The sequence below is a fragment of the Pseudomonas sp. AGC41 genome (assembly GCF_057334555.1).
In genome coordinates this window covers 17,547-30,366 of sequence record NZ_JBHFJB010000084.1, presented here as the reverse complement: position 1 = coordinate 30,366, position 12,820 = coordinate 17,547, and the positions used below count along the sequence as shown (strand labels likewise).

The window sequence follows — 12,820 nt, the reverse complement described above, 5'->3', positions numbered from 1 at the left end:
CGCGCGGCGGCGCAACTGCTTGAGCAGCAGCCGCCCAGCGCGATCTTCGCCGCCAACGATATGATCGGCATCGGTGCGCTGCGCGCCGCCGCCGAACGCAACGTGCGGGTGCCCGGCGAGCTGTCGATCATCGGCTTCGATGACATCCAGATGAGCCGTTACGTCTACCCGGCGCTGACCACGGTGGGCCAATCGATCCTGCAGCTCGGCGAGATGGCGGCCGAAGTGCTGTTACGCCGGATCGCCACGCCGACGCTTGCCACCGAGCAGCGGATCGTGACGCCGAGCATTGTCTTGCGAGAATCGACTGCACCGCTGTCCGGTACATTCGCCCAATACCGCTGAACCGAATTGACGAGTAATGATGTATGCCAGCAAAAGTAGTGGTAATAGGCAGCCTGAACATGGACCTGGTGACGCGTGCGCCACGTCTGCCCCGTGGCGGTGAAACGCTGATCGGGGAATCGTTTTCCACCATCCCCGGCGGCAAGGGCGCCAACCAGGCGGTGGCTGCCGCGCGCCTCGGGGCGCAAGTGTCGATGGTCGGTTGCGTGGGCGGTGACGCCTACGGTCAGCAATTGCGCGGTGCGCTGGTGGCCGAAGGCATTGATTGCCAGGCCGTCAGTGTCGTCGAGGGTTCCAGCGGCGTGGCGCTGATCGTGGTCGATGACAACAGCCAGAATGCAATCGTGATCGTCGCCGGCGCCAACGGTGAGCTGACGCCGGCCGTGCTCGACAGTTTCGACGCGGTGCTGCAAAGCGCCGAGGTCATCATCTGCCAGCTCGAAGTGCCGGATGCAACCGTGGGCCATGCACTCAAGCGTGGTCGTGAACTCGGCAAGACCGTCATCCTCAATCCGGCGCCCGCTTCTCGGGCATTGCCGGCCGACTGGTATGCCTGCGTCGATTACCTGATTCCCAACGAAAGTGAAGCGGCGATCCTCAGCGGCCTGGCGGTGGAGTCCCTGGAAAACGCCGAAGCCGCCGCGACCCAGTTGATCGCCGCCGGTGCCGGCAAGGTGATCGTGACCCTGGGGGCCCAAGGGCTGATGTTCGCCAACGGTTCGAGCTTCGAGCATTTCCCGGCGCCGCGGGTCAAGGCGGTGGACACCACGGCGGCGGGCGATACGTTTGTCGGCGGGTTTGCCGCGGCCCTGGCCAGCGGCAAGAATGAGGTCGAGGCTATTCGTTTCGGCCAGGTCGCCGCTGCACTGTCGGTCACCCGCGCGGGTGCTCAGCCTTCCATTCCAACCCTGCAGGAAGTACAGGCGTTCGAAGCATGAAAAAAACTCCTCTGTTGAACATCGCCCTGTCGCGATTGATCGCCTCCCTCGGTCATGGCGACAAGGTGGTCATTGGCGACGCAGGCCTGCCGGTGCCGCCTCACGTCGAGTTGATCGACCTGGCGCTGACCCATGGGGTTCCGGATTTCGTCAGTACCTTGAAAGTGGTGCTCAGTGAAATGCAGGTCGAGCGCCATGTGCTGGCTCAGGAAATCCTCGAGAAACAACCGTCGGCCCTGGCCACTTTGCAGGCGCTGCATGCCGAAGGCGCGCTGGGCACGCGGGAATTGGTCAGCCACGAACAGTTCAAGACGCTCAGCCGCGAGGCGAGGGCGATCATTCGTACAGGAGAATGTTCTCCATACTGCAACGTGGTGCTGATTGCCGGCGTCACGTTCTAGGTTTTCCCTCCAGCACAAGGAGTGCGCCATGCACCGCTATGCTCAGAAAATGCATCAACTGTTGCGGAGTCTGCTGCTTTTGTCATTGCTCACGGCTACAAGCGCCCAGGCGGCGGAAAAAATCGACCTGATCATCGACACCGATCCGGGCGCCGATGATGTGGTAGCGTTGTTGTTTGCCCTGGCATCCCCCGAAGAGCTGCATATTCGGGCGTTGACCACCGTCGCCGGTAACGTGCGCCTGGACAAGACATCCCGCAACGCGCGCCTGGCCCGCGAGTGGGCCGGGCGTGAAGAGGTTCCGGTGTACGCGGGTGCCCCGAAGCCGTTGATGCGCACGCCGATCTACGCCGAAAACATCCATGGCAAGGAAGGTTTGTCCGGTGTCGAGGTGCATGAGCCGAAGAAAGGCTTGGCCCAGGGCAACGCCGTCAACTACCTGATCGACACGCTCAAGGCCGCCAAGCCACACAGCATCACTATTGCGATGCTGGGTCCGCAGACCAACCTGGCCCTGGCGCTCGTCCAGGAGCCCGACATCGCCCAGGGCATCAAGGAAGTGGTGATCATGGGCGGCGCGCATTTCAACGGCGGTAATATCACGCCGGTGGCGGAGTTCAATCTGTACGCCGATCCCCAGGCGGCAGAGATAGTCGCCAAAAGCGGGCTGAAGCTGACCTATCTGCCACTGGACGTGACCCACAAGATCCTCACCAGCGAGGCCCGCCTCAAGCAGATCGCCGCGCTGAACAACAACGCCAGCAAGCTGGTAGGCAATATTCTCAATGAGTACGTCAAGGGCGATATGGAGCACTACGGCATGACCGGCGGGCCGGTGCATGATGCGACCGTGATCGCCTATCTGCTCAAGCCGCAGTTGTTTACCGGGCGCTCGGTCAATCTGGTGGTGGACAGTCGTGAAGGCCCGACGTTCGGGCAGACGGTCGTCGATTGGTACGACGGCCTCAAGGCGCCCAAGAATGCCTTCTGGGTGAAGGACGGCGATGCCCAGGGGTTCTTCGACCTGTTGACCGAGCGGCTGGCCCGCCTCAAGTAGACCCTCTCGCAGCGACCCCGCAGGCGCCGGCTTGCGGTGGTCTAGTCAACCGTCTCGATAATGCTCGGGTAGCGTTCGAACGCCTGCTGGATGAAGTTCTGAGCGCCTTGCGTCCCGAGCTCTTTCACCAACAACTCGATGCCGATGATTGCCAATTCCTCAGGGCTGCCCGGGCTGTATGAGCTGTGGCCCTGGGCCCATTTGGCATTGATGGTGGCTTCGATGCTGACGGTGCTCATGGTCGGGCTCGCAGGTTGAGAGATCAGTAGGCTGAGTTAAGCATTTTTGCGTCGGCTTTGGCAGTGCGACTTAGGCATCAGAAGTGCGGTATGCGACACTTGGCTTTTGATTTTTTCGAGGAGCCCTGGCATGCAGATCGACCTGAACAAACCAGATGGACTTACCCTCGACTCGGTTCGCCAGTTGCTGGCTTCTGCCAGTGATGACGAGCATACCCAACTGCGAGTAACCAAGGACGGCATCGCCTATCTGTCCTCAGGCATTGTGGGTGGTGCTGAAATCGATGGCCTGCGGTTCCGGCTCGAGACATGGGCGAAAGGGTCAGGCTACGTTGGCCGGGTCGCGGCCAGTGACGAGGTCTGGGTCATGCAGATCTATAACGCGCTGAAGGACAACTGGCCGAACCCGCCCTTCGATTACATCGATATTTATTGAGCACCGTTCATATTCAGTCACGATTCAGCTCTGGACTGGCGGTCCTGCTTGGGCAAACTGCCGGTTTTTCAAGTGAGGGCGCAATGATAGCGCCGGTGTTGAAACCAAGCGTCATCCCGGCTGTCGCACGCTCACTACTATCCATCGGAAAAAGGAGGCTTCATGCCTTGGAAGCTCGTGTCATTGAATATGCTGTTGGCCGCCACGTTCTTGAGCGGATGCAGTAGCACGTCGGAGTCGACGCCTGATCCTGTGGCAGCCGAGGCCGGCCATACCCGCTGCGATGCCAAGGCCGCCGAGTTTGCCGTCGGCAAGCAGGCTTCGCCACAATTGCTGGAGCAAGCGCGCACTCGATCCGGCGCGCAGAATGCCCGGATTCTCAAACCCAACGATATGATCACGCTTGAGTACCGCTCCGATCGACTCAACCTCAACACCGATGCCAAGCTGGTGGTCAATCGGGTGAACTGCGGCTGACAGGCGGTTTCCAGCAGGCCATAAAAAACCCCGTCACATGGACGGGGTTTTTTTAGCGCGCCGGGAAATTACTCTGGGCGAACTTGTGCAGCTTGCATACCCTTTTGGCCTTTCTCAGCCACGAAGGAAACGGTCTGGCCTTCTTTCAGGCTTTTGAAACCGTCGCTTTCGATAGCTTTGAAGTGTACGAACAGGTCGTCACCGCCACCTTGAGGAGTGATGAAGCCGAAGCCTTTTTCATCGTTGAACCATTTAACGGTGCCGGTTTGGCGATTAGACATGGTGTATCTCCAAGAAACATATATTTTCAGTGTACTGTGCTGCTCAGGCCAACTGGGCACACCCGGGTATCATAGTCGAAATGTTCGATTTGGGAGCCCCCCGGACGAGCTGTTTGCCAATCAGTCGTGTTTCCTTTACCCCCTGAACCGGCTGGAAGCCCCGGTTTCAAAGGCTTTCAGCCGAACGTAAAGACGATAAAAAAAGCTGTAAAACCTGAATAAATCCTGAAAAAAGCCGCTTATCCAAGCCTTTTCAGCGGTTCCGAGCCGTCTCCGGGGGCTCGATCACTCATTTTTTCGCGGGTGGATTGGCCTTGCATTTGGCGATCTGGCCGAGCGCTTTCTGCTGCAGTTCAGGGGTGGCCTTATTGTCCATCAGTGCCTGGATATCGCTCGCCGGGTAGGATTTGATCGCGTCCGCGCCACAGGCGCAATGGGCCTTGGCCGCAGCTGCGCCGATCTGCGGGGTCGCCGCCTGAGTGCACTGCTGCATGTATTTTTCGCGCTCGCCCTTGGGCCATTCGGCGTGAGCGCTCAGCGGGAGCAGCAGGGCGAGGGGGGCGACTACTGCCAATAGGGTGTTCAGACGCATGCGGGGATGCTCCTTTCTGGGTCGATGTCTTGTTATCTGAGGTGTTGCAGATGCTTCGGTTCAGCACTCTGGCATAAAAATCGTCAGTTTACGCCGGCTTCGATCCAGGCGCGGCGATGACCGTTCATCTGTGCTAGGATGCCGGGCTCGGGTATTTCTCAGGCTCCGGAGGCAACAGGCCCCGGCGGCGGTAAATGTTCGATCAACCCTGATTTGAATCCCAGTCACTCTGGTTCGGTTTCCCGGTTGGCCGCAAGGCTCCTGCCGCTGTAAGGCAGGCGTTCTTCATTGAACGGCCTGGACTGGATCTTGTACTGGCTCATCCCAACCCACGTGACCTTTGGTAGGGGTCACCACTAGGAGAGGAGGCGCCATGCCAACTATTACTCTTCCCGACGGCAGTCAACGTTCATTCGACCACCCGGTTTCCGTAGCCGAGGTCGCCGCATCCATCGGCGCGGGCCTGGCCAAGGCCACCCTGGCCGGCAAGGTCAACGGCAAGCTGGTCGATGCCAGCGATGTCATCGACAGCGATGCCACGCTGCAAATCATCACGCCCAAGGACGAAGAGGGGCTGGAGATCATTCGCCACTCTTGCGCGCACCTGGTTGGCCATGCGGTCAAGCAGCTGTATCCGAGCGCGAAAATGGTCATCGGTCCGGTCATCGACGAAGGCTTTTATTACGACATCGCCTTCGAGCGTCCTTTTACCCCGGACGACATGGCCGCCATCGAACAGCGCATGCAGCAGCTGATCGAGAAAGACTACGACGTCATCAAGAAGGTCACCCCGCGCGCCGAAGTCATTGAGGTCTTCAAGGCCCGTGGCGAGGACTACAAGCTGCGTCTGGTGGAAGACATGCCGGACGAGCAGGCCATGGGCCTGTACTACCACGAAGAATACGTCGACATGTGCCGCGGCCCGCACGTGCCGAACACCCGTTTCCTGAAGTCCTTCAAGCTGACCAAACTGTCCGGCGCCTACTGGCGTGGCGATGCGAAGAACGAACAGTTGCAGCGCGTCTACGGTACTGCCTGGGCCGACAAGAAGCAGCTGGCGGCCTACATCCAGCGCATCGAGGAAGCGGAAAAACGCGACCACCGCAAGATCGGCAAGCGCCTCGGCCTGTTCCATACCCAGGAGGAATCCCCAGGCATGGTGTTCTGGCACCCGAATGGCTGGACGCTGTATCAGGTGCTTGAGCAATACATGCGCCAGGTCCAGCGCGAAAACGGCTATCTGGAGATCAAGACGCCGCAAGTGGTTGACCGCAGCCTGTGGGAGAAGTCCGGGCACTGGGCCAACTACGCCGACAACATGTTCACCACCCAGTCGGAAAACCGCGACTACGCCATCAAGCCGATGAACTGCCCGTGTCACGTGCAGGTGTTCAACCAGGGTCTGAAAAGCTACCGTGAATTGCCGATGCGCCTGGCCGAGTTCGGTGCCTGCCACCGCAACGAGCCATCAGGCGCACTGCACGGCATCATGCGCGTGCGGGCCTTTACCCAGGACGACGCCCACATTTTCTGCACCGAAGAGCAGATGCAGGCCGAATCCGCCGCGTTCATCAAACTGACCATGGACGTCTACCGGGACTTCGGCTTCACCGAAGTCGAGATGAAGCTGTCCACTCGTCCGGAAAAACGCGTCGGCTCCGACGAATTGTGGGATCGCGCCGAAGCAGCCCTGGCCGCTGCGCTCGACAGCGCGGGCCTTGCGTACGATCTGCAGCCGGGCGAGGGCGCCTTCTACGGTCCGAAGATCGAATTCTCGCTGAAAGATTGCCTTGGTCGCGTCTGGCAGTGTGGTACCCTGCAGCTCGATTTTAACCTGCCGATCCGTCTGGGCGCTGAATATGTGTCCGAAGACAACAGCCGCAAGCATCCGGTCATGCTTCACCGCGCGATCCTCGGTTCCTTCGAGCGTTTCGTCGGGATCCTGATCGAACACTACGAGGGCGCGTTCCCTGCGTGGCTGGCGCCGACCCAGGCAGTGATCATGAATATCACTGATAAACAGGCAGATTTTGCCGCTGAAGTCGAAAAAACTCTCAACCAAAGCGGATTTCGTGCCAAGTCCGACTTGAGAAATGAAAAGATCGGCTTTAAAATCCGCGAGCATACTTTGCTCAAGGTTCCCTTTCTCTTGGTTATCGGAGATCGGGAGGTCGAGATGCAGACTGTCGCTGTGCGTACTCGTGAAGGTGCTGACCTGGGCTCGATGCCCGTCGCCGAATTCGCTGAGTTTCTCGCGCAAGCGGTTTCCCGGCGTGGTCGCCCAGATTCGGAGTAATTATTATTAAGCGTGAAATGAGACAAGATAAACGAGCTGCACCGAAAGCCCCGATCAACGAGAATATCTCGGCACGCGAGGTTCGGTTAATTGGCGCTGATGGCGAGCAGATTGGCATCGTCTCGATTGATGAAGCGCTTCGTATTGCTGAAGAAGCCAAGCTTGATCTGGTGGAAATTTCCGCGGACGCAGTCCCACCTGTTTGCCGGGTGATGGACTACGGCAAGTCGATCTTCGAAAAGAAGAAGCAGATTGCCGCGGCGAAGAAAAACCAGAAGCAGATTCAGGTAAAAGAAATCAAGTTTCGTCCAGGGACGGAGGAAGGGGATTACCAGGTAAAACTGCGCAACCTGGTACGTTTCCTGAGTGATGGGGACAGGGCCAAGGTATCCTTGCGATTCCGCGGCCGTGAGATGGCCCACCAGGAGCTGGGGATGGAACTCCTCAAGCGGGTTGAACAAGACCTGCTCGAGTACGGTTCGGTCGAACAGCATCCTAAGATGGAAGGACGCCAGCTGATCATGGTCATCGCCCCGAAAAAGAAGAAGTAATCAACAGGGCACGGCAGGCCTTGCGATTATGTTTATCAACTGAATGCGGAGTATCCGAACATGCCAAAGATGAAGACTAAAAGTGGTGCTGCTAAGCGGTTTCTGAAAACTGCTAACGGTATCAAGCACAAGCACGCTTTCAAGAGCCACATCCTGACCAAAATGTCGACCAAGCGTAAGCGTCAACTGCGCGGTAGCAGCTTGCTGCATCCGTCTGACGTGGCAAAAGTCGAGCGCATGCTGCGCCTTCGTTAATTTTTGGATCAAGAATAGAGGAAGTAACTCATGGCTCGTGTAAAGCGTGGCGTCATTGCCCGTAAGCGTCACAAAAAAATTCTGAAACTTGCTAAAGGCTACTACGGCGCGCGTTCCCGCGTATTCCGTGTTGCCAAGCAAGCGGTAATCAAGGCAGGCCAATACGCCTACCGTGACCGTCGTCAGAAAAAACGTCAGTTCCGCGCTCTGTGGATCGCTCGTATCAATGCTGGTGCTCGTGTTAACGGTCTGTCCTACAGCCGTTTCATCGCTGGCCTGAAAAAAGCGTCCATCGAGATCGACCGCAAGGTTCTGGCTGATCTGGCAGTGAACGAAAAAGCGGCGTTTGCTGCGATTGTCGAGAAAGCTAAAGCCACCTTGGCTTAAGTACCCCCGGCAGTCACCAGGGCCCACCTCTGTGGGCCCTGGTGTCAAACGTCTTAAATAGGGGAAGAGCCTTAAAGCTCTTCCCCTATTTTGTATCTGGAGTCTGTACATGGAAAACCTGGACGCGCTGGTCGCTCAAGCACTAGAGGCTGTGCAAAGCGCTGAAGATATCAATGCCCTGGAGCAAATCCGGGTTCACTACCTTGGCAAGAAAGGCGAGTTGACTCAGGTGATGAAGACCCTGGGGAACCTGCCGGCTGAAGAGCGTCCGCAGGTCGGTGCGCTGATCAACGTCGCCAAGGAGCGTGTCACAGAGGTCCTCAATGCGCGCAAGGCGTTGTTCGAGGAGGCGGATCTGGCTGCCAAACTCGCCGCCGAGTCCATCGACGTGACCCTGCCTGGCCGTGGCCAGACTTCCGGTGGCCTGCATCCGGTGACCCGCACCCTGGAGCGCATCGAGCAGTTCTTCACCCATATAGGCTACGGCATCGCCGAGGGCCCTGAGGTCGAAGACGACTACCACAACTTCGAAGCGCTCAACATCCCAGGCCATCACCCGGCCCGGTCGATGCATGACACCTTCTATTTCAATGCGAACATGCTGTTGCGCACCCATACCTCGCCGGTACAGGTCCGCACCATGGAATCGCAACAGCCGCCGATCCGCATCGTCTGCCCAGGCCGTGTGTACCGTAGCGACTCCGATATCACCCACTCGCCGATGTTCCATCAGGTTGAAGGCCTGCTGGTGGATCGCGACATCAATTTCGCCGACCTGAAAGGCACTATCGAAGAGTTCCTGCGGGTGTTCTTCGAAAAAGAACTGGCCGTGCGTTTCCGCCCTTCGTACTTCCCGTTCACCGAGCCATCGGCGGAAGTCGACATGGAATGCGTGATGTGCAGCGGCAAAGGCTGCCGCGTCTGCAAACAGACCGGCTGGCTGGAAGTCATGGGCTGCGGCATGGTTCATCCGAACGTGCTGCGCATGTCCGGGATCGATCCGGAAGAGTTCTCCGGCTTTGCCTTCGGCATGGGCGTCGAGCGCCTGGCCATGCTGCGTTACGGTGTGAATGACTTGCGCCTGTTCTTCGACAACGACTTGCGATTCCTTGCGCAATTTCGCTAGGTCGCAGTCGGTAACGAATTTATTAAGGGGAGCAGGATGAAATTCAGTGAACAATGGCTGCGCGGCTGGGTAAGCCCGCAGGTTAGCCAGGACGAGCTGGTTGCTCGCCTGTCAATGGCCGGCCTTGAGGTCGATAGCGTGACGCCGGCCGCCGGTGAGTTCAGCGGTGTGGTCGTGGGCGAGGTGCTGAGCACCGAGCAGCATCCGGACGCCGACAAATTGCGGGTTTGCCAGGTCAACAATGGCTCGGAGACTTTCCAGGTCGTCTGCGGCGCGCCCAATGTGCGCCCGGGCCTGAAGATTCCGTTCGCCATGATCGGCGCCGAACTGCCGGGCGACTTCAAGATCAAGAAAGCCAAGCTGCGCGGCGTCGAATCCAACGGCATGTTGTGCTCCCAGGCCGAACTGCAGATTGGCGAAGGCAATGACGGCCTGATGGAACTGCCGGCCGACGCACCGGTTGGCCAGGACATTCGTGAATACCTGGGCCTGGACGATGCCAGCATCGAAGTTGACCTGACGCCGAACCGTGGCGACTGCCTGTCCCTCGCCGGTCTGGCGCGCGAAGTGGGCGCCTTGTATGACGCTCCGGTAACCCGCCCTGCGGTCGCGGTCGTTCCGGCAGTGCATGATGAAGTGCGCCCGGTTGAAGTGCTCGCGCCGGCCGCATGCCCGCGTTACCTGGGTCGTGTGATCCGCAACGTCGACCTGTCGAAGCCGACCCCGCTGTGGATGGTCGAGCGCCTGCGGCGCGCCGACGTGCGCAGCATCGACGCGGCCGTCGACATCACCAACTATGTGATGCTTGAACTGGGCCAACCGCTGCACGCATTCGACCTGGCTGAAATCAACGGCGGCATCCGCGTGCGCATGGCCGATGAAGGCGAGAAGCTGGTACTGCTCGACGGCCAGGAAGTGACCCTGCGCAGCGACACACTGGTGATTGCCGACCACACCCGCGCCCTGGCGATTGCCGGCGTGATGGGCGGCGAGCACAGTGGCGTCTCCAAGACGACCCGTGATGTGTTCCTCGAAAGCGCGTTCTTCGACCAGATCGCCGTCGCTGGCAAGGCTCGTTCCTACGGCCTGCACACCGACGCCTCGCACCGCTACGAGCGTGGCGTGGATTGGCAGCTGGCCCGGGAAGCCATGGAGCGCGCCACTGGCCTGCTGCTGGAAATCACCGGTGGCGAAGCCGGCCCGATTATCGAGACGGTCAGCGAGCAGCATTTGCCGAAGATCGCGCCGGTGACCCTGCGTGCCCAGCGCATCACCCAGATGCTGGGCATGGAAATGGACTCGGCCGAAGTCGAGCGCCTGCTCAGCGCCTTGGGCCTGAACATCCGCGCCGACGGGGAAGGGCAGTGGCAGGTTGAAGTGCCAAGCCATCGCTTCGATATCAGCCTGGAAGTCGACCTGATCGAAGAACTGGCCCGCCTGTACGGCTACAACCGTCTGCCGGTTCGCTACCCGCAAGCCCGCCTGGCTCCACAGGCCAAGGCTGAGGCGCGTAGCGAGCTGCCGGAACTGCGCCGCCTGCTGGTGGCCCGTGGTTATCAGGAAGCGATCACCTACAGCTTCATCGATCCGCGTCAGTTCGAGCTCTTCAGCCCGGGTGTCGAGCCGCTGCTGCTGGCCAACCCGATCTCCAACGACATGGCGGCCATGCGTTCGTCCTTGTGGCCGGGCCTGGTCAAGTCGTTGCAGCACAACCTCAACCGCCAGCAGGACCGCGTGCGTCTGTTCGAAAGTGGCCTGCGCTTCGTTGGGCAACTGGACGGATTGAAACAAGAGCCGATGCTGGCCGGTGTCGTCTGTGGCAGCCGCCTGCCGGAAGGCTGGGCGCAAGGTCGCGATGTCGTCGACTTCTTCGACGTCAAGGCTGACGTGGAAGCGGTGCTGGGCTTCGCCGGCGCGCTTGACGTGTTCACCTTCGTGCCGGGCAAGCATCCGGCGCTGCACCCGGGCCAAACCGCGCGCATCGAGCGAGACGGGCGCGAAGTCGGTTATGTCGGGGCGATTCACCCTGAATTGTCGAAGACCCTGGGCCTCGACCGTCCGGTCTTCGTTTTCGAGCTGGTGCTGGCCGAAGTCGCTCAAGGAAAAATGCCGAAATTCCAGGAGTTGTCGCGCTTTCCTGAAGTGCGTCGTGACCTTGCCCTGGTGGCCGATGTCGGCGTTGCATCCAGCGATGTACTGGCAGTAATCCGTGAAAATGCAGGCGAATGGCTGACGGACCTCAGGCTATTTGACGTGTATCAGGGTAAAGGCATTGATCCGCATAGAAAAAGCCTTGCAGTCGGCTTGACCTGGCAGCATCCATCGCGCACTCTTAACGACGATGAGGTGAATACCGCAACGCAGAATATCCTCACCTCGCTCGAACACAGGTTGAACGCCACGTTAAGGAAGTGACGTATGGGGGCTCTGACGAAAGCTGAGATGGCGGAACGTCTGTATGAGGAGTTGGGCCTGAATAAACGGGAGGCCAAAGAATTGGTCGAACTGTTTTTCGAAGAAATCAGGCACGCTCTCGAAGACAACGAACAGGTCAAATTGTCCGGTTTCGGCAATTTCGACCTTCGGGACAAACGCCAGCGGCCTGGCCGCAATCCGAAAACGGGAGAAGAAATCCCGATCACGGCTCGCCGTGTGGTCACCTTTCGTCCAGGGCAGAAGTTGAAGGCCCGAGTTGAGGCTTATGCTGGAACCAAGTCATAACGACGAGCTACCCGTCATCCCAGGCAAACGCTACTTCACCATCGGTGAAGTCAGCGAGCTGTGTGCGGTAAAACCGCATGTGCTGCGCTATTGGGAGCAGGAGTTTCCTCAACTCAACCCGGTCAAGCGCCGCGGAAACCGCCGGTATTATCAGCGCCAGGATGTGCTGATGATCCGCCAGATCCGCGCGCTGCTGTACGACCAGGGGTTCACCATCGGCGGCGCGCGCCTGCGCCTCTCCGGTGATGAGGCCAAAGACGACACAACCCAGTACAAACAGATGATCCGCCAGATGATCGCCGAGCTTGAAGATGTACTGGTGGTGCTCAAGAAATAAATTTCTGCTTTTAAATACTTCCAGTTTTCAAAAGCTTGCGATATATTCCTGAGCGTTCCGTTGAGAAGCGGAACAAGATTCACGCCTAGTCGGGGCGTAGCGCAGTCCGGTAGCGCACTAGCATGGGGTGCTAGGGGTCGAGTGTTCGAATCACTCCGTCCCGACCATATTATTCAATGTCTTAGCCCAACTCTAACAAGTTGGGCTTTTTCATGGGCGGGAGTTTTGCGGGACTTAATTCTGCAAAAAACGTGGCGAGGGGGCTTGCTCCCGCTGGGCCGCGAAGCGGCCCCAAAACCTGCCGAGCGCGGAGCATCAGACCCACCGCACCCGCTGGTTTTTACGACTGCTTCGCAGCCGAGCGGGAGCAAGCTCCCTCGG

The 12,820-nt window shown here is 59.1% G+C and carries 17 protein-coding genes and 1 tRNA gene; 15 read left to right on the top strand and 3 right to left on the bottom strand.

Annotation, left to right across the window (positions count from 1 at the left end; all coding sequences use genetic code 11):
* The 4 genes from ACE04F_RS15450 to ACE04F_RS15435 all read left to right on the top strand — a co-directional run.
* Positions 1–345: substrate-binding domain-containing protein (locus tag ACE04F_RS15450; protein ID WP_486107968.1), on the top strand; the 345-nt coding region annotated here is incomplete at its 5' end.
* Between the two features lie 23 nt (positions 346–368).
* Positions 369–1,283 (top strand): ribokinase, encoded by a 915-nt coding sequence (gene rbsK / locus ACE04F_RS15445; protein WP_434695229.1) that lies wholly within the window; start codon positions 369–371, stop codon positions 1,281–1,283.
* Positions 1,280–1,684: a D-ribose pyranase gene (gene rbsD / locus ACE04F_RS15440; RefSeq protein ID WP_486107966.1), complete on the top strand. Its 405-nt coding sequence runs from the start codon at positions 1,280–1,282 to the stop codon at positions 1,682–1,684. The genes rbsK and rbsD overlap by 4 nt, the downstream gene beginning before the upstream one ends.
* Before the next feature lie 28 nt (positions 1,685–1,712).
* Positions 1,713–2,741: a nucleoside hydrolase gene (locus ACE04F_RS15435; protein WP_486107964.1), complete on the top strand. Its 1,029-nt coding sequence runs from the start codon at positions 1,713–1,715 to the stop codon at positions 2,739–2,741.
* A 41-nt stretch (positions 2,742–2,782) separates the two neighbouring features.
* Here the strand turns inward: ACE04F_RS15435 and ACE04F_RS15430 are convergent, their stop codons facing one another.
* The gene (locus ACE04F_RS15430; protein WP_305495666.1) at positions 2,783–2,980 is read right to left on the bottom strand and encodes a hypothetical protein; all 198 of its coding nucleotides are present in this window, start codon (positions 2,978–2,980) and stop codon (positions 2,783–2,785) included.
* Positions 2,981–3,110: 130 nt separating this feature from the next.
* Here ACE04F_RS15430 and ACE04F_RS15425 point away from each other — a divergent pair, with 130 nt between their 5' ends.
* Both ACE04F_RS15425 and ACE04F_RS15420 read left to right on the top strand, forming a co-directional pair.
* The gene (locus ACE04F_RS15425) at positions 3,111–3,416 is read left to right on the top strand and encodes a hypothetical protein (protein WP_434569077.1); all 306 of its coding nucleotides are present in this window, start codon (positions 3,111–3,113) and stop codon (positions 3,414–3,416) included.
* Between the two features lie 162 nt (positions 3,417–3,578).
* Positions 3,579–3,893 (top strand): I78 family peptidase inhibitor, encoded by a 315-nt coding sequence (locus tag ACE04F_RS15420; protein WP_486107961.1) that lies wholly within the window; start codon positions 3,579–3,581, stop codon positions 3,891–3,893.
* Positions 3,894–3,961: 68 nt separating this feature from the next.
* On the opposite strand, the gene ACE04F_RS15415 is transcribed toward ACE04F_RS15420, so the two are convergent.
* Both ACE04F_RS15415 and ACE04F_RS15410 read right to left on the bottom strand, forming a co-directional pair.
* The gene (locus ACE04F_RS15415; RefSeq protein ID WP_003179963.1) at positions 3,962–4,174 is read right to left on the bottom strand and encodes a cold-shock protein; all 213 of its coding nucleotides are present in this window, start codon (positions 4,172–4,174) and stop codon (positions 3,962–3,964) included.
* A 289-nt stretch (positions 4,175–4,463) separates the two neighbouring features.
* A complete protein-coding gene (locus ACE04F_RS15410; protein ID WP_486107959.1) occupies positions 4,464–4,766 on the bottom strand; it encodes a hypothetical protein in 303 nt (100 codons plus the stop codon).
* 373 nt (positions 4,767–5,139) lie between these two features.
* Between ACE04F_RS15410 and thrS the strand changes: the two genes are divergently transcribed.
* The 9 genes from thrS to ACE04F_RS15365 all read left to right on the top strand — a co-directional run bounded on the left by thrS (position 5,140) and on the right by ACE04F_RS15365 (position 12,606).
* On the top strand, positions 5,140–7,062 hold the full coding sequence (gene thrS, locus ACE04F_RS15405; protein WP_305495660.1) for a threonine--tRNA ligase: 1,923 nt from the start codon (positions 5,140–5,142) through the stop codon (positions 7,060–7,062).
* Positions 7,062–7,613, top strand: coding sequence for a translation initiation factor IF-3 (infC, locus tag ACE04F_RS15400; RefSeq protein ID WP_169432615.1), 552 nt, complete (start codon positions 7,062–7,064; stop codon positions 7,611–7,613). The genes thrS and infC overlap by 1 nt, the downstream gene beginning before the upstream one ends.
* 60 nt (positions 7,614–7,673) lie before the next feature.
* On the top strand, positions 7,674–7,868 hold the full coding sequence (gene rpmI, locus ACE04F_RS15395; RefSeq protein WP_002553160.1) for a 50S ribosomal protein L35: 195 nt from the start codon (positions 7,674–7,676) through the stop codon (positions 7,866–7,868).
* 30 nt (positions 7,869–7,898) lie between these two features.
* Complete coding sequence (gene rplT / locus ACE04F_RS15390; RefSeq protein WP_002553161.1) at positions 7,899–8,255, top strand: 50S ribosomal protein L20; 357 nt, start codon at positions 7,899–7,901, stop codon at positions 8,253–8,255.
* A 109-nt stretch (positions 8,256–8,364) separates the two neighbouring features.
* The gene (pheS, locus tag ACE04F_RS15385) at positions 8,365–9,381 is read left to right on the top strand and encodes a phenylalanine--tRNA ligase subunit alpha (RefSeq protein ID WP_003203624.1); all 1,017 of its coding nucleotides are present in this window, start codon (positions 8,365–8,367) and stop codon (positions 9,379–9,381) included.
* 36 nt (positions 9,382–9,417) lie between these two features.
* Complete coding sequence (gene pheT / locus ACE04F_RS15380) at positions 9,418–11,796, top strand: phenylalanine--tRNA ligase subunit beta (protein WP_486107956.1); 2,379 nt, start codon at positions 9,418–9,420, stop codon at positions 11,794–11,796.
* A gap of 3 nt (positions 11,797–11,799) precedes the next feature.
* A complete protein-coding gene (ihfA, locus tag ACE04F_RS15375) occupies positions 11,800–12,102 on the top strand; it encodes an integration host factor subunit alpha (protein WP_002553164.1) in 303 nt (100 codons plus the stop codon).
* Entirely contained in the window at positions 12,083–12,439 is a 357-nt protein-coding gene (locus tag ACE04F_RS15370; RefSeq protein WP_003179985.1) for a MerR family transcriptional regulator, read from the top strand. The genes ihfA and ACE04F_RS15370 overlap by 20 nt, the downstream gene beginning before the upstream one ends.
* A gap of 90 nt (positions 12,440–12,529) precedes the next feature.
* Positions 12,530–12,606 (top strand) — tRNA-Pro (locus ACE04F_RS15365).
* The last annotated feature ends 214 nt before the right edge of the window (positions 12,607–12,820 follow it).